Source organism: Mariniplasma anaerobium, assembly GCF_016865445.1.
Taxonomy (GTDB): Bacteria; Bacillota_I; Bacilli_A; order Acholeplasmatales; family Acholeplasmataceae; genus Mariniplasma; species Mariniplasma anaerobium.
Map to the genome: position 1 here is coordinate 1,094,563 of NZ_AP024412.1, position 21,553 is coordinate 1,116,115.

At 30.2% G+C, this 21,553-nt stretch carries 20 protein-coding genes; 8 read left to right on the forward strand and 12 right to left on the reverse strand.

Annotated features, from left to right (window positions below):
• Nucleotides 1-493: 493 nt before the first annotated feature.
• The 3 genes from MPAN_RS05235 (at nt 494) to MPAN_RS05245 (ending at nt 4,756) form a co-directional block, all read left to right on the forward strand.
• On the forward strand, nt 494-1,240 hold the full coding sequence (locus MPAN_RS05235; RefSeq protein ID WP_176239605.1) for a helix-turn-helix domain-containing protein: 747 nt from the start codon (nt 494-496) through the stop codon (nt 1,238-1,240).
• A 176-nt stretch (nt 1,241-1,416) separates the two neighbouring features.
• Entirely contained in the window at nt 1,417-3,114 is a 1,698-nt protein-coding gene (locus MPAN_RS05240; protein WP_176239606.1) for a recombinase family protein, read from the forward strand.
• Nucleotides 3,101-4,756: a recombinase family protein gene (locus tag MPAN_RS05245; protein ID WP_176239607.1), complete on the forward strand. Its 1,656-nt coding sequence runs from the start codon at nt 3,101-3,103 to the stop codon at nt 4,754-4,756. Before MPAN_RS05240 ends, MPAN_RS05245 begins: the two co-directional genes overlap by 14 nt.
• 257 nt (nt 4,757-5,013) lie before the next feature.
• Here MPAN_RS05245 and MPAN_RS05250 read toward each other — a convergent pair whose 3' ends face one another.
• The 3 genes from MPAN_RS05250 to MPAN_RS05260 form a co-directional block, all read right to left on the reverse strand.
• Nucleotides 5,014-5,343 carry a type II toxin-antitoxin system RelB/DinJ family antitoxin gene (locus tag MPAN_RS05250; RefSeq protein ID WP_176239608.1) on the reverse strand — a complete coding sequence of 110 codons (330 nt, stop codon included), beginning with the start codon at nt 5,341-5,343 and terminating at the stop codon, nt 5,014-5,016.
• 657 nt (nt 5,344-6,000) lie between these two features.
• On the reverse strand, nt 6,001-6,738 hold the full coding sequence (locus MPAN_RS05255; RefSeq protein WP_176239609.1) for a plasmid pRiA4b ORF-3 family protein: 738 nt from the start codon (nt 6,736-6,738) through the stop codon (nt 6,001-6,003).
• 289 nt (nt 6,739-7,027) lie between these two features.
• Nucleotides 7,028-7,465 carry a hypothetical protein gene (locus tag MPAN_RS05260; protein ID WP_176239610.1) on the reverse strand — a complete coding sequence of 146 codons (438 nt, stop codon included), beginning with the start codon at nt 7,463-7,465 and terminating at the stop codon, nt 7,028-7,030.
• A 195-nt stretch (nt 7,466-7,660) separates the two neighbouring features.
• On the opposite strand from MPAN_RS05260, the gene MPAN_RS05265 reads away from it, so the two are divergent.
• Nucleotides 7,661-9,007, forward strand: coding sequence for an ATP-binding protein (locus MPAN_RS05265; protein WP_176239611.1), 1,347 nt, complete (start codon nt 7,661-7,663; stop codon nt 9,005-9,007).
• A 174-nt stretch (nt 9,008-9,181) separates the two neighbouring features.
• On the opposite strand, the gene MPAN_RS05270 is transcribed toward MPAN_RS05265, so the two are convergent.
• The 9 genes from MPAN_RS05270 to MPAN_RS05310 all read right to left on the reverse strand — a co-directional run bounded on the left by MPAN_RS05270 (nt 9,182) and on the right by MPAN_RS05310 (nt 18,178).
• Nucleotides 9,182-9,685 (reverse strand): DUF6933 domain-containing protein, encoded by a 504-nt coding sequence (locus MPAN_RS05270; protein ID WP_176239612.1) that lies wholly within the window; start codon nt 9,683-9,685, stop codon nt 9,182-9,184.
• A gap of 73 nt (nt 9,686-9,758) precedes the next feature.
• Nucleotides 9,759-10,862 (reverse strand): type II toxin-antitoxin system HipA family toxin, encoded by a 1,104-nt coding sequence (locus MPAN_RS05275; RefSeq protein ID WP_176239613.1) that lies wholly within the window; start codon nt 10,860-10,862, stop codon nt 9,759-9,761.
• Nucleotides 10,859-11,140, reverse strand: a complete 282-nt coding sequence (locus MPAN_RS05280) for a helix-turn-helix domain-containing protein (protein ID WP_176239614.1) — start codon at nt 11,138-11,140, stop codon at nt 10,859-10,861. The genes MPAN_RS05275 and MPAN_RS05280 overlap by 4 nt, the downstream gene beginning before the upstream one ends.
• A gap of 272 nt (nt 11,141-11,412) precedes the next feature.
• Nucleotides 11,413-12,363 (reverse strand): nucleotidyl transferase AbiEii/AbiGii toxin family protein, encoded by a 951-nt coding sequence (locus tag MPAN_RS05285; RefSeq protein ID WP_176239615.1) that lies wholly within the window; start codon nt 12,361-12,363, stop codon nt 11,413-11,415.
• Nucleotides 12,344-13,006: a hypothetical protein gene (locus MPAN_RS05290; RefSeq protein ID WP_176239616.1), complete on the reverse strand. Its 663-nt coding sequence runs from the start codon at nt 13,004-13,006 to the stop codon at nt 12,344-12,346. The genes MPAN_RS05285 and MPAN_RS05290 overlap by 20 nt, the downstream gene beginning before the upstream one ends.
• Nucleotides 13,007-13,101: 95 nt before the next feature.
• Complete coding sequence (locus MPAN_RS05295; protein WP_176239617.1) at nt 13,102-14,694, reverse strand: hypothetical protein; 1,593 nt, start codon at nt 14,692-14,694, stop codon at nt 13,102-13,104.
• Nucleotides 14,660-15,322 carry a hypothetical protein gene (locus MPAN_RS05300; RefSeq protein WP_176239618.1) on the reverse strand — a complete coding sequence of 221 codons (663 nt, stop codon included), beginning with the start codon at nt 15,320-15,322 and terminating at the stop codon, nt 14,660-14,662. Before MPAN_RS05300 ends, MPAN_RS05295 begins: the two co-directional genes overlap by 35 nt.
• Nucleotides 15,323-15,327: 5 nt before the next feature.
• Nucleotides 15,328-17,322 (reverse strand): hypothetical protein, encoded by a 1,995-nt coding sequence (locus MPAN_RS05305; RefSeq protein WP_176239619.1) that lies wholly within the window; start codon nt 17,320-17,322, stop codon nt 15,328-15,330.
• Nucleotides 17,323-17,740: 418 nt separating this feature from the next.
• On the reverse strand, nt 17,741-18,178 hold the full coding sequence (locus MPAN_RS05310; RefSeq protein WP_176239620.1) for a hypothetical protein: 438 nt from the start codon (nt 18,176-18,178) through the stop codon (nt 17,741-17,743).
• 177 nt (nt 18,179-18,355) lie between these two features.
• Between MPAN_RS05310 and MPAN_RS05315 the strand changes: the two genes are divergently transcribed.
• The 4 genes from MPAN_RS05315 to MPAN_RS05330 are packed head-to-tail and all read left to right on the forward strand — an operon-like array spanning nt 18,356 to nt 21,552.
• Nucleotides 18,356-19,756 (forward strand): oxaloacetate decarboxylase subunit alpha, encoded by a 1,401-nt coding sequence (locus MPAN_RS05315; RefSeq protein WP_176239621.1) that lies wholly within the window; start codon nt 18,356-18,358, stop codon nt 19,754-19,756.
• The gene (locus MPAN_RS05320; RefSeq protein ID WP_176239622.1) at nt 19,753-20,043 is read left to right on the forward strand and encodes an OadG family protein; all 291 of its coding nucleotides are present in this window, start codon (nt 19,753-19,755) and stop codon (nt 20,041-20,043) included. Before MPAN_RS05315 ends, MPAN_RS05320 begins: the two co-directional genes overlap by 4 nt.
• Before the next feature lie 13 nt (nt 20,044-20,056).
• Nucleotides 20,057-20,383 (forward strand): biotin/lipoyl-containing protein, encoded by a 327-nt coding sequence (locus MPAN_RS05325; RefSeq protein ID WP_176239623.1) that lies wholly within the window; start codon nt 20,057-20,059, stop codon nt 20,381-20,383.
• A 5-nt stretch (nt 20,384-20,388) separates the two neighbouring features.
• The gene (locus MPAN_RS05330) at nt 20,389-21,552 is read left to right on the forward strand and encodes a sodium ion-translocating decarboxylase subunit beta (RefSeq protein ID WP_176239624.1); all 1,164 of its coding nucleotides are present in this window, start codon (nt 20,389-20,391) and stop codon (nt 21,550-21,552) included.
• Nucleotide 21,553 lies beyond the last annotated feature (1 nt).

A 21,553-nucleotide genomic window follows, 5' to 3' on the forward strand; every position in this document is an offset into this window, starting at 1 on the left:
AACTTATTGTTGATGATATATAAACACCATCAAACACAACCTTGAACACAGTATGTGACATTCCACACACGGGACGTAATTTTGGTGAAAATCGTCTTGGTGAAATATCGAAGTATTTTATAAGTTTGATTGGATTTCTCCAACCTCATAGCACGAGAATGACTCTTTGCATAAGCCAATTCTATCAATACATTTATAATTTTCTTTGAGAAAATATTTATACCAAAATCATGCTACATATGGCAAAGTGAAGTCAACATGGTTTGGACCTATAAATCTTGTAATTTTCATATCTATGCATATGCAATTCATAAGAACAACCTATTCTATTCAATGAGAATTTGTTGCGTGATAAATTTGGTAAATTTAAAATATATACTTTATTTCACTCCATATGTAATGATTTTAAAATTATATAAAAATAATTATTAGCCAAATCATTAACATTTAATGTATAATATTTTTATCTTTGCCAACTATAGGAGGTAAAATAATGAAAAATAAATATCCAAAAATTGGAAGAGTGATGAGAGAAAGAGCTGGGTATACACAAGGTTTCTTAGTTACACTATTGGGTAATAAATATAGTATCTCATCCATCCGAAATTATGAGATTGGTGAGCGAGATGCTCCCGTATCCTATCTGTTAGATTTATCCAATTTATATCGCTGTACATTACCTGATTTGTTTGATGAAGAGAAAACGTATTATATGTATTCAAATATTGATATGCTGAACTACTCATATGTAAATCACGAATCAAAGATTGAAAAACCTATTGTTAAATTTGCCTATAGTTATGAACGAAATATCCATACAGATAAATATGATTACTTATACTATTTACTGACTGCAGATGATTTAACACTAAACCTTCCAATGGGAACAAGGTTGCTTGTTCAAATGAAGGGCAAAGAAATGATTGATGTTAACTACAAAGAAAGAATCTATCTGATCTCTGTTGATAAGGAATCACATCCTGATTACGACTATGAGAAAAACTTCCATATTAATCCACACTTTAAAACAACTGAAACAAAACAATTTTTCACTAAAGCAAAGCTAGTTAAAGACCTACCAAACAAAACCGTCATGTATTATGATGGTAAAATAGTACGCTGTATGAACTATCGAAAATTTAAAAATATGATCGATGGTGTTGTACACAAATATATTTTTGATGAAAATATTGATGAATTTGCATTAATGCCATCTAAGGATGGTTTTATTCTTCAATAAGCTATGATATACTAACGTTGGTGAAAATCGAAAACGGGACATGTTCTCTCTTAATTTAGAGGATATATCTCGTTTTTTTTGTATTTATTGAAATAGGTCCCTTTAGATTGGACTATAGACTTGATAAATAACTTCTTAGAGGTAATATACACAGTAACAAAAGGAGGTTTTCACCAATGAACACATATGTAGAAGTCATTGAACCAAAGATTCAGTATAAAGATGAAAAAACAAATGAAATAAACGTCAAAAGGAAAGTTGCTGCTTACGCTCGTGTATCGACTGATGAAACCGATCAGTTAAACAGTTATCAAGTCCAAATCAAAGAATTCACAGAACGGATTAAAAACAATCCGGAATGGGAATTCGCAGGTATGTTTTCTGATGAAGGCATAACAGGAACTAATATGAAGAAGCGAATTGGCATGCAAAAAATGCTAGATGCTGCAAGAAATGGTGACATTGATATGATTATCACCAAATCAATCTCACGGCTTGCGAGAAACACAGTAGACATGCTTACCGTGATTAAAGAAATGCGAGAAATCAAAGTTGAGATCTACTTTGAAAAAGAAAACATCAGTAGTGCTGATCCAAAGATTGATTTCATCTTAACCATCATGTCTTCGATTGCCCAAGAGGAATCCAGAAACATCAGCGAGAATACCAAATGGGGATTTCGCAAACGCTTTGCACAAGGTCAGTTAATGATGACCACAACCCATTTCTTAGGATACGACAAAGATGATGAAGGTCAATTAATCATTAACCAGGAACAAGCAATAACCGTTAAATACATCTTCAATCAATATTTAAATGGTATGGGTATTAGCAAACTTGCTAGACACTTAACTGAAAAAGGATATAAGAATGGTCGAGGTGTAGTCACTTGGTATTCTGATACTGTAAAAGAGATTTTACGAAATGAGAAATATGCTGGAGATTTAATGCTTCAAAAAACCGTAACAGTTGATTATCTTTCTCATAAAACAATTGCCAATGATGGACATGCAACAAAATACTATATCAAAGATAATCATGATGCCATCATTGACAGAGAAACTTTTGATATCGTGCAAACGATGATTCATGCAAGAGACATCATCTTAGCCAATGATAACAAGGAGCGATTCAAGCATCTCGCCCAAAAACCTATCAAAGGACTTGTCTACTGTAGTAGATGCAAACGCATGTACCGTTCTAAAATGCACAACTCAGGAACGACATTCAAAAAAAGCATGCTGAAATGTCATACCGATAGAAACAATCCGCATAACTGTGATAATCCTTCTATTCATGAGCCGTTAGTAGAACGTGCAACACTCCATCTCATCAAAGAGCTAACCAAGACAGAAGAGATGCAACAATCGCTTTTTGCTTTTATGGAAAAATCACTACAACAAATTAATTCTCATGAACCATTGAAAAAACTCAAAGAAAAAAGTATTGATCTAGCCAATGAACTCAAAAAACACGTTAGAAGTAAAATTCGTTCAGGAATGTCTGATGAGGAATACGACAGAATCTACAGTGAAATCGAAGGTGAACTAGAACAATGTGAAATTGACATCGTAAATCTTAGAAATGAAATCAACCGAGAACTACTAACTAGAAGACGATTATATGCGTTAACGAACTTTATTGAATCCAACTATGAAGATAAACGCATCATCAAGAGCTTCTTTGGAATGATTCTTGTCGATGGCAAAAATCACCTAAAATATATCTTAGATGACACGTTTTCAATTATCGATGATTTACATGAAAAAATAGATATTATTAACAAATGCAAGCCCTTCATAAAGGGCAAATATTATGATGAGACAACAAATAATACAGTAACCTATGAGGTAATTAAATATGAAGGACATTAAAGTTATTGAATCCAATCAATCAAGAGGACATAAACATATTATTAAACGGGTCGCAGCGTATGCTCGAGTATCCACCAAACAAGAAATGCAAGAATCATCTTTAGATCTTCAAGTTAGGCACTATGCTAAAGAAATCATTTTCAACCCAGATTATATTTTTGCTGGGATTTATTATGACCATGGAAAAAGTGGCACCTCAATGATCAAACGAGATGGTTTACAAGCGTTATTAAAAAAAGCATATGCTGGACATATTGATCTTGTGTTAGTTAAATCGTTATCACGCTTTGCGAGAAATACGATTGATGCGTTAAACGTTATCAGAGAAACAAGAAAACTAGGCGTTGAGTTCTTCTTTGAAAAAGAAAACCTATATTCATCAGACAGTACCATTGATATGATTCTTACCATGATGGCAGGGCTTGCTGAAGCAGAGTCTCAACAAATATCATCGAATATACGCTGGGGACACAGAAGTCGTGCAAAAAATGGAAAAGTTCATATATACCCTACATTTGGATATGACATCACCAAAGATAGAAAATTCGTTATTAATGAAGCTCAAGCAAAAGCTGTTCGAAGTATCTATCAAATGTATCTTGAAGGTAAAAAAATAAATGAGATCCTTATTTACTTACAAGACCAGGGTTTTAAAACAAGTAAGGATAAGGGATTCGATAATTATCAACAAATACGAAATATCTTATGCAATGAAAAATACATTGGTAAAGTAACCTATGGTAAAAGCTTTACTAAAATCGATGGACGAGAAAAAAAGGTTGTTATCAACAATGGAGAACAACCTAAATACATCATCAATAATCACCATGAACCGATCATTGATATAGAAACCTATAATAAAGTCCAATCAATGTTTAAACAGCAAAGAGAAAAAAGGGCAAAGACTCAAAAAGCAGACTACAGTAATTATGAAAAGTTCGCATATTCTGTTCGACACGAAGCTTACTTGCAACGCAAACAAAAAGGGGTTGTAGATGATGAAGGTAGTGAACCTACACCTTATTTCTGTAAATCGCAGGTCCCTGGTTTTTATGCTAAACACGCATCAAAGGTCCTCTTCCGTACTTTAAACGCACTGTCGCGAAAATTTGGCCGTATGGAAGCATTATTTGACGCCCAGGTTGATGACATACTCTCTAAACAGAAACTGTCAAAGAAACTAAGTAAACAAGAAAAAGTACTTGAAGATTATATGAGACAATATTACAAGTTAGAACGAAAAGCTACAAAAGATAAAAAGGATCGAATGATGCTTTATGAGCTAGAAACGCTTATCATTCAGGAAAGTATGAATTATACGGCATTAGAAGATGAATACAACTCCATTGAAGAACACTTTAGTCATGCACAAAACATAAAAAAACATATCAACGAACTGAAATATCCAACTGAAGCTTTAACGCCAGAGAATGTGAATGACATCTTTGAAGGGTTCCTTATTGAAGATTATGATAGATACATTGCATTCATTAATATATCTAATAAAGAACTCACTCCGGAATCAATGAAAAATGCAGTAACGAATCCGCCACTGCATACAGGTGCTTTTCAAACCACAGGTGCTTATAAATCCGCTGGACAATATGATGTAGAAATAAAGTGGAGCATCATTCTAATGTAAACATAAGAAATAAAAGTTGCTATGACAAACAACAAAAAAACTCATATCTAAGCTAAAGGGTAGGAATTTCCTACCCTTTTTGCTGCATTTAACTAAAAATACATCCTTGATTTCATAACGTTTCATAGCCATGACTATGCAACCGACAGTCCAAACTAATGGGTCACCGTGGTAATTATATGAGTAATTTTCCATATTAAGATCTTTTATCTTTTGATACTTAATGGATATGGTTTATTTTTATATGCACATACGGATCAGACATTGGAATATTCCTTTTTTATCGCATATATTGCTACATCATAATCAATATCGCCTCGTGCATAAAGTGAAATAATTTTATTAAACTTTTTAGGAAATGTTTTCCCACCAGTTAAGTTTAACGCTTCTGCTAGATCTTTTGTCTTATTATGTATATTGTTTTTAGGTATTTTAACTTCAAAAGGTATCCCTTTTTTTAATCTAATCTGATTTAAATATAAATCAATTGCTGTAGACATGTTAATGCCTAATGAATCTAGAATTTCATCGACTTCTTCTTTGGTTTTTTCTTCAACACTCACATTGATATGTGCATTTTTATTCATGATATCATGTGTATATTGGAACACATTTGTGTTACATAAACAATGATAGCATTTCACTTTTTACATTTAAAATTTCAAAAAATTATACCACTATAGTTTCCAATAACTTTTGTGTATACACTAATTCTCTAAATATTTTCAAGATGCAATACAATATTTTCAATGCAATTTTACTATTTTATTATATTTTGTGAAATTACACGGTTAATCTATTACAAAAGAAATGAAAAATGCAGTAGCAAATCAGCCACTGCATTCTTTCACTTGCTATACCGATGGTAAAATCAATATCACAAAAGCATTTCTAAATATTCTTTCATTTTTACAACCGGTTGATGAACTTCTTTCCAATGATTTGTTCCAACAAAAGCATTATTTAAACTATTTGCGATATCAGGTTGAAACAATTGATTATAAAGTCTGTCTTCACAAATCCACCATGAATAATACCTAATTCAAATGTATCTGAACTATATGTATTTTCTAATAACTTTAATTCTTATCTCTACCCAAAAACACCATATTGCACCTCCACATCTAACAAAACATTACTGAATTATGTTTCACTGAAGCATGTTTCACTATTATTTCATCATGTTGTTTAAGATTTGTGAACCCCCATAACAATAATACCTGTCCTTGAAGTCTTTTACTTGTTTATATTTTTCTTTCAATATATTTGATTTCTTGATCTGTAAGTGCTTTTTTCTCTTCGTAACAGCGCTTATAGATTTGTGGAATCACTTGCAACCTTTCATTCATTTCATCTTTTTCAAACAATGAAAAATTAAAATCTTCGATGCCTAACCAATCTCTATATTCTTGAAATGATTTGGATTTCTTACTCTTAAATGCTTTGATGATATCATTTAATCTCCAAACACCACCACAGTCTTCAATTATACCAAAACCTTCTCCTTCTAATACAATTGGTGACATATTTGAATCATCTGTATCAAATATATCCTTAAGTTTAATGTCAATAAACCAATCATCCCCGAAATCATACCATAATTCCATTCTTTCACCAATCTCAGAAATTGCATATTTCAATGATTCTTTAGTGACATTAAATATGATATCATTTTCTCTTTTAGAAAAGTCATCAATCATATCGAGTAGTTCATATCGATATCTTATCTTAGGAAGTTCAGGATGTTCCTTCAGAAATGCTTTTTCATCAAATGCATCTCCTGATACTTTTTTATTTTTCTCTACTTGCATTTTTCCTACAGGAACATTGACTTTGAATAGATGACTTGCTTGCATCTCAAACAAAGGAAGCAGTATATATACAAACTCTGCAACCGTCATTCTTTGACGCACTTGAATAGTCCTCCAAATTTTAGGACTGGAATCTCTTAACTCTACGTAAAACTGATATATCTTTGCCATAATATCACAACTCCTTATAAGTAGTAACAATTTCTTCTTCATCAGAAATACTTGTTTCCATAAAATGCTTTACATGCATATAGACATTTGTATATTCAGAAGTTTTTATCCTCCAACACCCTGAAGATCTTATTCAATGTTCTTTTTGAATTCGTTTTCTTTTCATGCAATATGTTATGCAATAATTCAACTGCATTGTCATTCTTTCTGCAAACAAGTTTGAGAACATCTAATAATTCTTTCTGAGATTTAGCTTCTAGCATTAAGTGGTCTTTTTCAGACAACATAATCATTCTCTTTTCCCCGCTTCGATGATTACTTCTTTACCGTCTTTATCGATATAATCTATGTTATTCTCAACACACCACATCTTTGTGATTCCTAATTGATACTGATCCTTAAATTTATAAAATGATTCTAATAAATGATATCTAGGCAGCAAATCTTTGACTTTTCGATATTTTTTAGATCCATGAAATTGTTCTACAAACATATCTCGCACATTTGGATTTGCGATTGTCTCAAAAAACTCAAGAAACATGTCTTTAGCAAACGGTTCTACACGAATCAACAACAAATCATCATTATTATCCTCGTAATCATCCATTGCATAATCATCAATTTGAACTATAAGAGTTTGATGTAACTTGTCATAATACAGATTTTGGTCATAAACTGTATCTTGTGCTATATCGATTATTTCACTTAATTCTTTAATCGTTATCAAATTCTCACCTTCTTCACTATTTGCAATACTCTTGTAATGTTATTTTACCATTTAAACCAATTAATATAAAGTTGGAATTAGATTCCTGTTATTTCTATTTTCGTGATTATTAATAATTAATTAACTCTATTTTCGTGATTTTATACCTTTTATTATTTCCATTTTCGTGTATAATATAATTAAAGAGGTAATTTTATGGAACTAAAAAGAAAATTATATAGTACTTTAATCGAATGGAAAAAAGAAAATGGAAAAACCGCCCTATTAATAGAGGGAGCAAGACGTGTTGGTAAAACGACAACAGCTCTTGAATTTGCAAAAAATGAATACAAGTCATATGTACTAATAGATTTCAGTATAGCTTCTAATGAAATGAAATCTTTGTTTACAAAGTATGCTTCTTCTCTTGATGACTTCTTTTTCTTTATATCAACTTTAACAAATACAACTCTACATCATCGAGATACACTCATCATTTTTGATGAAGTCCAATTGTTTCCTAAAGCTAGACAATTAATCAAGCACTTGGTAAAAGATAATCGTTATGATTATATTGAAACTGGATCTTTATTATCGATAAAGCAAAATGTTAAAGACATCCTCATCCCTTCTGAAGAAAGGACTATGATTATGCACCCTCTGGATTTCGAAGAATTTTGCATGGCGACTGGACATATACAACTCTTCTCAATTATAAAAAAACATTTTGTCGATTTAAAACCACTTGGCCCAATTCACTCACAAGTTATGAAACTCTATAGACAATATTTGCTGGTTGGCGGGATGCCTCAAGCAGTACTAGAATTCATTCATTCAAATGATTACACCAAAGTGGATCAAGTAAAAAGAGACATTCTAAGGCTTTATAGAAATGATATCGCTAAATATGCAAAGGGATATGAATCAAAAGTTTTACAAATATTTGATGAAATACCAGCTCAACTTTCAAAACACGAGAAAAAATTTAAGCTAGCATCTATATCTAAAGATGCACGTTTTCGAGAGTATGAAGATGCATTTATGTGGTTAGATGAAGCGATGCTTACAAATGCTTGTTTTAATGCAGATGATCCTCAAGTTGGACTTGCTTTATATAAAGACAGACTTACTTTAAAACTCTACATGGCTGACACAGGTTTGCTCATTAGTCATGCATATGATTCAACAAGTAAAATGCATATAAAAATTGCAGAAAAAATTGTATCAGATCAACTAGAGGCGAACCATGGTATGTTGTTTGAAAATATTGTTGCTCAAGCTCTTAGAGTCAACAACAAGAAGTTGTATTTTTATTCTAGAATCGATCAAGAAAACAGTCAAAACACAATGGAAATCGACTTCTTAATTAATGACCCTTATAACCCAAGTAAAATAGCTCCAATAGAAGTAAAATCAAGTAAGCGTTACAAAACATCCTCTTTAAATAAATTTAAATCTAAATTTAAATCTCGAATTGGTCAAAGTTTTTTGTTGCATACAAAAGATTTAGCAATTAAAGATAACATCTACTATTTACCTATATATATGGTTAGCTTTCTTTAATACAAAAACATATTAAAACAAACTCAAGTTTTCAACTAACTTGAGTTTTTCTATAGTTATTCATCTTTGAATACCCGAAATACTGCCAGTCTAAAACCAGCATACCTTCTACTTTTGTATATACTAATTCTTTAAATATTATCAAGATAGAATTCTATATTAAGAATAATAGAACTAAAGCATTTCTAAATATTCTTTCATTTTTACAACCGGTTGATGAACTTCTTTCCAATGATTTGTTCCAACAAAAGCATTATTTAAACTATTTGCGATGTCAGGTTGAAACAATTGATTATAAAGTCTATCTTCACAAATCCACCATGAATCCTCAACTGCTCTATTTAATTGAGCGACTAGAGTTCTATTTTTTGTTTTGCTATAAGTTACTTCTTTGATTTGATTCACATATTTCATTACAGTCTGCTGATCATATCCTTCAGTACCCATAGCAATTATAATTGCTTTTTGTAACATAAAAATTGGATCTTTAAAATCGCTCTTCTTTACTCCATAGAAAACGATGCAAAACCGAGTTAAATCATTCATTAAGATTAGTAATTTTTTTCGATTGATATTTATGAAATTTGCATGCCAAGCAAATAGATCATTATCAGTATCTTTTTCAATGACTTCAGGTTTTAGAAAATCTAATAACTTCTTTGTACAAGAAATATGCATATGAATTTCCTCATTTCAATATATATAATCAATAAAATAGTCATGAATATCTTACGCTAATCATATATTTAATCTATGCTTCATTAGAAATTGTTTCTTTGATCTCTTTAATAATCATTTGAATTTTTTTAAGTGATAGATTAAACAATTTCGCAATATCAATTAAATCTGTCTCAGTTGGTTTTCCATTTCCTAAAACTGTCATCTCATGTTCAAATTTATGTTTAGTTTGCGTAATATCATAAAATGGCGATAACTTATAGCCACCCTTATTGTCATCATATAAAAACGCTGTATTTTTACCATGATCATCTTTGTTTTCATAAAGCACATTAAAACACATACGTTTATATGCCTCATACAGATCATCTTGATCTATACATATTTTTTGAATAACTTGAAATAAATGTGAATAATCTAGATTTGGTATTTTAGGTGTGGTTTCTAATAAAGCAGATAAACTAATCATATGGATGCGTTTTTTGCCAATTTTATCAAATCGCTTTGCGCCAAAATACCCACTATGATTTTTTGAAGGAAACAATTTACATTGATTTACATTGATTTTAGCTTTTAAAGCCAATAAATTGGCTTGATATTCTAATTTCCCAATGCCTTTTGGATCAATTGAAGAAGAAAATTTGACAATCCAATCTTCTTCATCCATAGTGATATGTACTTTAGGTCTTGCACCACCACTGGCTCCACCAAGTTCATAAATTTCATCAAAATTATTTTTTGTAGCAGAATTTTCAAAAATTTGTTTAATCTCTGTTGCTAAAGTGTCTAAATCAGAATATTTTCCTATATTTTTTTCACTTTGAGTTGGTTCATATGTTAGAGCCCCTAAGCCGTTATCATTGATTAGTGATAATTTTGTTAATGCTGATATTTTATCAAAATTTATGCCTTTTTTAGCAAGCATTCTTCTCATCAATAATTCTCCCCATCCATCAGGTAATGAATCAAAAAAGACACCAAAGAGTCCATTAAAATGTTCTGATTTTGAAATGTATACTTTATCGGTTAAAGGCAGGTGAAAAGGGGATATAGAAAATCCGTTTTCTACCCAATTTTTATCATATTGAAAAGCAATTGTTTGATTTGATAAAGTTTCTAAATACCCAACCACTTTATGATTATACTTAACAACTAATCGTTTAATATCAATGTTCATCTTCTAATATCCTTTACAATTGGATTTTTAAATATTTCATTAAAATCCTCTAAACAATCTAATACAGAACTTATAGCTAACAATGCATGTAGAGAAATATCACCATTGGTTTCAAATCTTCTAATTGAGCCATAACTTACACCTGAGCGCTTACTGAGCTCTTTTTGTGTAATGCCAAACTCCTTTCTTCTTTGTTTTACTCTTTTTACAATGTCATATTTTATAGACTGTACTGTTATGGTAGGGACAAAATCACCTATATCAAATTTATTTTTCATATTACTAATATATTAACACTTTTATATGATTATGTCAATATATTGCTAATATATTAGCATTTTATTCTTAAATATTATCTTCTTTTCTTTGTAACAATTAAATAAATCCTAGAAAACCAGCATTAAAAAAATACCTCAATATAGAGAAGTATTTTTATTTTTTTTTACGTTTTGATTGTATTTATGGATACGTTTATATATGTTCAAGCTAATCGTTTTTGGTCAATATATACTCCCCATATAAAGCATCTTTTTATTTTCTATGCTGTTATCTAATATTGTCTTATTTCATCAGGAATTAATTCAGTTTTTAATACTGCCTTCAACGTAAGAATACACTTCTCATAACTAACTTTTTTATATATAAATCCTAAAGTGACTTCGTTAAAGTCTGATTCAAATACTTGTTTATCAATGATTTCTTGTAATATTTCTTTAGGTTTTGAACCAGGTTTTGATGATGGATTGCGATCGGAAAAGTGTTGTCTATCAGACAAGACTTCATCAGTTATATCTGCAACTACTTTTTTATCTAACAACCCACTGTTCCAAATCATGTGAATATCATAAATATGTCTTGAATACCTTTCATAAGTTCCTTCTAAATGATAGTCACACAAAGCGAACAACTTATCTATAAATGTTCTATCTATTGATTGAATACTCGTTTTAAATGTCTCTAAATTATACTTTTTGATTAAATTCGGCCCTTCTTCTAGATCTAATAGGTGTTTCGTTATATAGTTACTAACATTTTTCTTTATACAAGGGTACGGTTTATAAACTGATATTGTTTCGATTTTAATATGCGGTATCATCTCAGGTGTAGATTCAAATAATCTTTCAAATTCAATTTCATAATGATTAAAATCTCTATCCGATTGAACCTCATCAGGATTTAGAAATTTCATTCCAAGTTTATCAATAGTAGCGATAATATTGTCTTTCAATCTTTTTCTTAAACCTCGACCTGCTTTAGCATTTGGAAAATTAATCGTTAAATCAATATCTTCTGAAAATCTATCAATCACATTATAGCATTTTGATAATGATGTCCCGCCTTTAAATACAATGTCCACATTGTTTTCAAGTTTAGATAACTCTTTTAAGAATAATGATACATAATAATCTTTTTCTATTTGATGATTTTGAAGTCCTGGTGTATTTGATGCAGTAGCAATTATAAGTTCTCTAAAATCCGCTTTATTTGTGTGTAAATGCATGAGTCCCTCCCAATTTGTAAAACTGTATTTGTGCATCCTTTGGATATTCATCTACAATATTTTCAATCTCTTCATTTGATAAGTTTAACTCATTTAGATAATTGCCAATAATCTCTTTTGAATCACTGAGTGAATATTCACTGAATTTCTTAAAATTGATTAATAGATCTAAAACTTGAAGCAGCTTATAATTATGGCTTGTAACTTTAACCCTTGCTTGATTAATAACCACTCTAATGTTTTTCACCATAATTGTTCTTTTCTTCTTTGATACCTTATTAGAATATATAACTAAATCACTAGATGTTTGTGTAGTTAATCTTAATGCATTTGCCATATAAAATCCGCTTCTATATCCAATTATATCGTTATCTTCGTTCTTAATATACTTTCTATTTACAGCGTCTTCTGAATTCAGTACAGCCGTCTTTAAAAGTCTATTTGGATTTGGCAATCCATATACACCATTTTTAGATTTTACCAATTTTTCTTGTTCGTGTAATCTTCTAATTGATTCTCTAATTGTACCCTGATTAACATCAGGAAAAGTATCATATACTTCTTTTAAAAGAAATGGTTCACTAAATTCATATTTTTTTTCAATATGATCATATAATTGATCAATTATTTTCTTCTTTTTCATGATACCTCCTTCACTACAGCATCATTATATCACAAACGTTTTATTTTGTGACATTTTTTCTTATATTAAAAGAATTTTTGTCACATAAGATAGAATTATTTTTCATAGGTTTTATGACAATGTGGACAAATAATTTCACCCTTATGATTGATCTTAGTAATATTTCTAAAATACATCAACGATTCGACTTGCTTCTGATAATACCAGTAATCCTCATCCTTAAAATCAACTTTATGGATCGAATGTGTTTTTAATTGTGAGTTATCTGTATAGAAAAAAGTTTTCTTCGTTTCTTCACATTTACCTTCATGTATTTCAGTCATACATGTATTACATTGATAAAAATCTTTATATTTATCCTTGTGAAGCTTTCCTCCACAGAAAGGACACACTTCTCTTAAGGTATCTGAATAAATCATACCTTTAAGTATGATTTGTTGTATCCGTCTAAATGAATCAATATCTTGCATATTGATATAGACATCATGTCTTTCCAAATAATTTTCATCAAATGGATTTAATACAACCACTTCATTAAGGTCATAAATCTTCTTATAATTATTAAGTGTCTTACTATTATAGACATTAGTTGTTAACATGATTCGATAAGATTTATCTTTTGTGAAATACATCAATATTTCTTTTTTGTTGTTATTAAAGATATCCAATTTCCAATCTTTAAACTCAAAGCTGATATCAAGTGAACTCATATTAATTTTATGTAGTGGATCAACTTCAAAATTAAAATGTCCAGTAGCAAATACAGTTAAGATTCTTACATAAGTCAAATAGTTATTGATCATTAAATCAAAATCAACTTCTTCTTTTTTATCTTCTAGCTTATATTGATTACTTAATAACAGCTTATATGTCTTATACACCATACGATAATCTTTTTGCATCAAAAAGATGTTAGTCTTTTTAAGGGTTAACTTTTTATTTCTATTTTTATTCTTTTTATATATAGGTTTACCTAATCTTGGATTGATTGCTTTGCTGATGAGTGATAATTGATGCAGCATCTCTTTAGACAAGTTAAAATATTGATTAAAATCTCTAATATATCCTGTATGTAATTTTCCTAAAGCAAGGAAATAGTTAACATGATTTCCTTTTTCCAGTAAATTAAATTTCATAGAATTACTAGCATATAATAAATTATTTAATGTACGTCTATTTTTTCTAATCATTAAAAGGATATCATCTATATAGTTACAAAAAATTACATTTTCATAAATGCCATATTCATCTTCATAGATTCTTGTCAGTAGTTTTCTAGGCTTTACACCCCTTCTAGTAATATTAGACACATATTGGCCATGGTTGGCCAAATGCAACAATGTGTTTTGATTAATCACACGTGCATTTTCTACAGGTAATACCTCTTCACTATCTTTTAAAATAATAATTGGTTTATTAAATATTCTCTTGATTGCAGGTGTTGATCTTTTGACATGATGAATCATACTATCTAACTTTTCAAAATCAAAGTCAGGATCAATTGAAAATAAGATCATATCATGAACAACATAGTAATCAAATTCAATATAGGTTACAGTTGGATGCTTTTTTTGAAAATCTTGAACGTTTTCTAGCATTGAAGATAAGCGATTATACTCCTCTATCTTTACTTGATCTGTTTTTTTAGTCATCTTACTCATCATCAAGACGTTTAATAAATTCTGCACAAAGACTCAAATTCAATCTTTCAAATTCCATCTCAAGTTTTTCTTTATCATCAATGGTCTTCACTTCAAGTTTAGCAACCACTTTACTTAATAATATCTTTTCAATCGCTTCTGATTCAACATCTTCATTTGGAAAACACTCTTTATAGATATTAACAAAATCTTCAATTTGTTTTAATATACGATTACCAAACGAAATATTAAAAGGTGCTAGTAATATTTCAATACTCTTTATCAATTCACTATTTTCAGCATCAAAGCTACCATTTTGTTTAGCTGTAACAAATAATTCATTGATAATTTCATAATCATAATATTGTTTAGATATAGGATCTGAAAAACTGCGCACTTTAGGTGCACGTTTTGTAAAGTTCATCGTGTGTGCACGATCATAGACTTTATCAGAGATAACAAATGTAGATTCATCACGATTGGCTGTACCTATAAACCATACATTAGATGGAACTTTAAGTGTATGTCCATCGTTTAATGCAAGATATTCAACTTCTTCATCTTCTTCTTTTCTGTTAAGCTTCAGATTAATCAATTTGATTTCTCTTTGACCTTCTTCATTTTCCATAAGCGATAGAAAATCAGAAAAATAATATTCAATTCTAGATAGATTCATCTCATCTAGAAGGATAAAAGTAAATATTCTTGATTAAGCGCTGCTTTATATAAAGCTAGCGTAAATTTTTTAGGTGTGTATCTCATTGAAAACTCATTATAATAGCCTAACAACTCATTTTTATCTTTCCAAGAAGATTCAACTTCTATGATTTCACAGTTGCCAAATACAGCTTCTGAAAATATCTTTGGTAGACTTGTTTTACCAGTTCCGCTCATTCCTTGTAAAATCGATAATCTAGAAGATCCAAGGCCAGAAACAAAGGTTGCGATATCTTCTGGTGTATAAGATAAATGAAGTCTTGAATTTCTAGCATATTCTACAACGAAATTGACAAGTTCATTAAGACTAGCATCTTTTGTTTTTAATGTTTTACGCTGCTTTAAATCTTCCCTAAATTGTTCTACTTTAGCATCTAGTTCAGTAAATGAAGGACATGGATCAAATGCTTGATCAATTTCTTCATCATATGTTGCATTATTTGATTCTGTATTGTTAGATGCTAATCCATTAGCTTCTAATAGAGTTTCTTCATCTCTATCAAATGCTTTTCGTACAAACATTAAGATTAACACAGCAACAGCTGCAAATAATGCATATATAGCATCAGTACTTATGACATAATCAAAATCAATGCCGTTTGGTAGACTAACTCCATAAAAGTTAACAATATCTAGTATAAGAACTTCATTGATTTCTTTTGCGATTTGGAAATAATATCCTGATATAGAAACAATAAATATAAAGAAAACATTGACTCCTGTTGCAAATTTAACAATCGAGTTAAATCGTTTATATTTTGAAAGATAACTTGTTACTGCTACAACTAGACAAAGTCCCACAGAGATAAGCATAACAACCAGTATAAACGCTATTAAACGATAGCCTGGGTCTAAACTCAAATAGTCTCTTAAAATGTCAAAGCCAGTCAAATCAACGAAATTTGTAAATGAACCAAAAATGATATCAATTTTAACAATTGGTAGCAATAACATCAATACTGTTATCGCTGTCAATAAGATGACATATAATAGTGGTTCTATTTTAGAATATTTTATTTCATGTCTTCCATTTGATAGTTGTTTTTGACTACCATTTTTCCCTATAAGAATAGCATGTGCAAAAACAACGATAATCATCAAGAGCATTGGAATGAATGCTACTGTTTGAACAACGGTATTTAAAGAGATTGTTAAATAAATATCCATTGCTAAACCAGTTAGAAAAAATATGACTGAAGCGCTAAAGGTTGTTGTAATTAATGTCTTTGATTTATTAATGAATTTTTCTTTATCAAAAAAGTAATGTGTAAGTGCATCAGCAAAATACAGTAAAACACTTAAAAAGATTGCAAAATTGACAAGAAAACTTATGATAACTCTAATATTGGTTTCACCTGAAAACATCACGCGTATCATTGTCGCATGATAATTAGGTCCGCTTTGAATTATTGAATATAGTGGAATAAAAAATGTCGTTAAGAATGCAAGAATAGAAACAATATCAATAATTAAAATAATGATTGGAAATTTAGAATCATTGATTTCAATTTCTTTATCATCTTTTTTGTAATCAAGGACTCTTCTTCTAAATATAACTAAAACAAATATACCAATTGTTAAAATGATATTAAAAATAATTAAAATGATCGCAAATATAGATAAATAATGATGTACTGTTTGAAAGATAATTAATGCGATTGAAAATCCAAGGTTATATAAAATTGATAAAAGAATACCCCAATTATTCTTTCTAAATAAACTAAAGCCTGATAAGAGTATTGGGATAATTGATATATAAAATACTAACATCAAGATGAAAGCATAGATAATTATATATCCTCCCGATGATATGTTACTCGCTAGCGAAAGTAAACTTTCGCCTTGATATATTAATTTTAAGTTTAGCGACATAATCCATAAATTTATAAGAAATACAGTCAGTATTAAACTTAAGATTAATATGCTAAAAAACCATGATTTTTTAAACAAGTTCTTCATATAAAATTATCTCCTTTTATATTGTTTCAATCTGCCCTTTTAAAATAATTAAATTAATAAAGAAATCATTTTTATTAGATTTTCTTTAGTATGATTATATCACATGTAAGACATGCATAATATAAATCAAATTTTTAAATCAAAAATATATTTTGATAATTTACTTATTTAGGATGAAAATATAAAAAATGGTCTGCTATCTATGCGTATCCTTAATACCAGATGTTAATATTTTTTTCCAATATATAGATTAATTATTATTTCTAAAAGGTTGTCTTTTAAATAAAAACATCTCCAATACTCATAATGATTACTTATGTCATAGTATAGAAGATGATTATTGTATAATGATTTAGTTTTTTTAATAAAATTAAAATGTATAGTTAAATGTGTGTTATTTTGATATCTATAATCTTATTTAAACATATAAATCTTTAATGATTGCTTTCATATGATTATTTTTTTTAACTAATAAATCAACATTTAGACCTACTAAAAACAATCTAGTTTCTTTTGTTTTCATAATGGCTAATCCTTTGGTGTATTGAATATCATCAATAATATAAGTATAAGTCACTCTACCGCGATCTTTATAAAACCAAATCTTTGTGATTACTCCAGTGACTTCAAGATTCATATCAAAATATGTTTTTAAGTTATGTAGTCTAATAAACATAAGACAAATTGCTAACGCTTCAACAGCCCCAAATATGATTAAACCATTTATATCATTTTTATAAATCAAGTATACAATAAACCCCAATGAAATCACAGAAATGATTGCGCATCCCAGTAATGCATAGTCATGCTTTAAAGCTCTTAATAGTTTAAAGTTTTTTACAGTTTTTATTTCCATTTAGATATTCCCCTTTTGTGATTTTTCAAATATATTATAACATATTGATATTCAATGAATTAAAACTTTTTATTTTATTGTTTTAATACTCGAAATAATACCCATCCTATGTTAAAATTGTTATGGAAGCCCTTTCAAATTCATTTTCAACTAAGAAATACAAGGAGATGCACTTATATGGCATTAAAAATCGTTGAAACATCACTTCGTGACGGTCATCAATCATTAATGGCAACACGAATGACAACTAAAGATATCCTATCCATCGTTCCAGAACTAGATAAAGCAGGATTTCATGCTCTAGAAGTATGGGGTGGTGCTACTTTTGATGCATGCCTTCGTTTTTTAGATGAAGATCCTTGGGAAAGACTTAGAGAGATTAAGAAACTTGCACCTAATACAAAACTTCAAATGTTATTTAGAGGACAAAATATTCTAGGATATCGTCATTATCCTGATGATATCGTTGAAAAATTTGTGCAAAAGTCTATTGAAAATGGCATAGATATCATTCGTATCTTTGATGCATTAAACGATATTAGAAATCTAAAGTCAGCAGTCGATGCGACTAAAAAATATGGAGGCCATTGTCAAATCGCCTTATCTTATACCACTTCTCCTGTTCATACGATAGAATATTATGTAAAACTAGCAAAAGAAGTTGAAGAGATGGGTGCCGATTCCCTATGTATTAAAGATATGGCAGGCATACTTCTACCTGATGATGCATTTAAATTAATTACACAATTAAAGAAAAACACTAAACTACCTATAAATCTTCATGGTCACGCCACTGCTGGCATCATGGAGGCAACCTACCTTAAAGCTATAGAAGCTGGTGTCGATATCATCGACACAGCCTTATCTCCTCTATCAGGTGGGACTTCACAGGTTTCAACCGAATCATTTTGCTACATCTTAAAAGATACTAAATACGATCCTAAATTAAATATTGATTTTTTAAATCAAGCAGCTGCAAAATTAACAGTCATTAAAGATCAAGCTATAAAAGATGGAACACTTAATCCTAAAGCTCTAACAGCTAATCCAAGTATCTTAGAATATCAAGTGCCTGGTGGTATGTTATCTAATCTGATGAGTCAGCTTAGAGAACAAAACCAAATGGATGATTATGAAAAAGTCTTAAAAGAAGTTCCTATCATTAGAAAAGATCTTGGATATCCTCCACTTGTTACACCAATGAGTCAAATGATTGGTACACAAGCATTAATGAATGTGATGACTCAAAATCCTTATAAAATCGTATCTAAAGAGATTAAAGAATATCTTCATGGTCTTTATGGAAAAGCTCCTGCAAAAGTTGATCCAATGCTTTTGACTAAGATTATCGGTGATGACAAAGTCATTACCCATAGACCAGCTGATGATCTAAAACCTGAATTTGAAAACTTAAAGAAAAAATATGGAGATTTTGCAAAATCTGATGAAGATTTATTATCAATTGCTTTATTTGGTAAAGTTGCAATTTCATTTCTAGAAAAGAAATATAAACAAACTCACGAACCTAGAAAAGAAGTTTACGCATTTAGCGTCACCATCGGAGGTGACGCATCATGATTTTATTAAGTACCCTGCAAGAAGGTTTATTTGTATCACTATTTAGTATTGTTATTGTATTTGTTCTTCTTAGTTTGATAGCTCTAGCTATTCAATCTCTAAAATACACTCATAAAAAACCTAAAGTAATGCCTTTAAAAGCTCAAAAATACGTTAAACCTTTTGAATTATCAGATATTAAAGATGAAGATATGATGGTTGCTGCATTAGTTGCTTCCATTGACTATTTTGAAGAAATTAAAGAAGATGTACGTGTTGTCTCTGTTAAAGAGATAAGCCAATCTTGAAAGGACAAAATTCATGAAACTATATAAAATAAACGTCAATGGTAAATCATATGAAGTTGAAGTTGAAAGTATTACTGAACATCAATCAACTATTGAACATAAAGAAGTAACTCCAAAAAATGAATCTACTACAAAGGTTTTAGCCCCTGTGCAAGGTAAAATTACTTTACTCAATGTTAAAGTAGGCAGCATTGTTAAAAAAGGTGATGTCTTAATGGTATTAGAAGCTATGAAATTAGAAAATGATATCTTATGTCCAGTAGATGGATATGTAAGACAACTTTTAATCAAAGAAAACCAGAAAGTAGAACTTAATCAACTTATGTTGATTATTGGGTAAAAGTTATGTGGCAAGCACTCCTTGATTTTTTTGAAAGCACAGGTTTTCGTTTCTTTTTCGAACCTGGTGGTTGGAAATTTCTAATCATGATTCTACTCTCATTAACACTACTATATCTAGCAGTCTTTAAAAAGTTTGAACCCTATCTTTTAATTCCTATTGGTTTTGCGATGTTATTAGTTAACATCCCAGGCACTGATATGTTTGTAGAAACTATTAAAATTGTTGATGGTGTTGAAACCACTAGTTATAGTGGACTTCTAGGTTATCTTTACTATGGTGTTAAACTTGGTATATACCCACCTCTTATCTTCTTAGGAATTGGAGCTACTACTGACTTTGGACCTTTAATTGCCAACCCTAAATCTATGTTATTAGGAGCTGCAGCACAAGTGGGCATCTTCTTAACATTCATTGGCGCAATCATTTTAGGCTTCTCAGGGCCAGAATCAGCCTCTATAGGGATTATTGGTGGTGCAGATGGACCAACCTCCATCTTGCTCGCAAGTCGTCTTGCACCGCATTTAATTGGTGCTATATCATTAGCTGCTTATTCTTATATGGCATTAGTTCCAATGATACAACCTCCAATTATTAAATTATTAACGACTAAAAAAGAGCGTGCCATTAAAATGGAACAATTAAGAGAAGTTAAACAATCAGAAAAAGTCTTCTTCCCTGTTATTGTGAGTGTCATTTGTATGACCTTTATTCCATCAAGTGCACCTATTATTGGGATGCTTATGTTAGGTAATTTAATTAAAGAATCACAAGTCGTTCCTAATCTAACTAAAACTGCTGGTGAATCTTTGCTTTATATCATTACTATTCTTCTTGGATTATCTATTGGTGCAACCACCATGGCTACTCAATTTTTAGAAGTACAAACCTTATTGATTATCACGCTGGGATTATTTGCATTTGGTATCGCCACAGCTTCAGGTGTCATCGCTGGTAAAGTGATGTGTGTCATGACTCATGGTAAAGTTAATCCGATGATTGGCGCTGCTGGTGTATCAGCTGTTCCTATGGCTGCAAGAGTTGTTCATATTGAAGGTCAAAAAGTTGATCCAGAAAATTATCTATTGATGCATGCGATGGGTCCAAATGTCGCAGGTGTTATAGGTTCTGCGATTGCTGCTGGTCTATTCTTGATGTTCTTTGCTTAAT